Source organism: Bacillus sp. FJAT-26390 (assembly GCF_001682865.1).
Taxonomy (GTDB): domain Bacteria; phylum Bacillota; class Bacilli; order Paenibacillales; family Paenibacillaceae; genus Pristimantibacillus.
On record NZ_MAQX01000025.1, the window covers coordinates 1 to 641 of the forward strand.

At 38.2% G+C, this 641-nt stretch carries 1 protein-coding gene; it reads right to left on the bottom strand.

Annotated elements, in window-relative coordinates; all coding sequences use genetic code 11:
- Positions 1-125 precede the first annotated feature (125 nt).
- Positions 126-440, bottom strand: a complete 315-nt coding sequence (locus tag A7975_RS20975; RefSeq protein WP_053372193.1) for a hypothetical protein — start codon at positions 438-440, stop codon at positions 126-128.
- Positions 441-641 lie beyond the last annotated feature (201 nt).

Consider the following 641-nt stretch of genomic DNA (forward strand, 5'->3'; position numbering starts at 1 on the left):
CTTAACCACTTGACCAACGGGCCGTTTATAACTTGAAATCAAATGCTGTCTGAGACAACAAAAATGATTATATCAGCTATTTAGCTGAAGTACAAGCATTTTTTTCAAAAAATATTTGAGCGCGATTATTCAATCGTCTCCGCTTTAAACACGTTGTCCAACTTGTCTTCAGGAGTAAGTCTTTTCTTCAAAGGCACCTTAACATCTCTGCCCAATTCCTTGAAGAACGTCTCAACATCACATTCGATTTTGTCTACATAAACCGAAAGCGTGCCTTTTTCGATAATCGCTTCGTTGCCTTCAGCAGGCACCGTTACCTCAATGGAATATTTCTTCATTAACGTGTTGCTGTAACGGCCAAAAATCTCAAGCAATTCCTCGTTATTAAATTTCCCAATCGCCGCTTGTCCCTTGTTCGTAAAGTTTAAGTTTATTTTCATGTTTACAGCTCCTCATCTCTAATGATGCATCTGTTTGGACGGTTCGAGTAACTTATAACGAAAAAACCACTCTCTAGTCAGATTTTTATGATCTGAATATAAAGTGGCATCATCTATCAGAAAAGTGCGTTATGACACCTTCTAAGTTCACCTATATACATCGGCAAAGAGTAAGTTATGGTGCGGTAGACAGGATTTGAA

What these genes read in the sequence shown, in the direction of transcription:
- A7975_RS20975 (WP_053372193.1), bottom strand. Translation starts at nt 440, where the DNA reads ATGAAAATAAACTTAAACTTTACGAACAAGGGACAAGCGGCGATTGGG.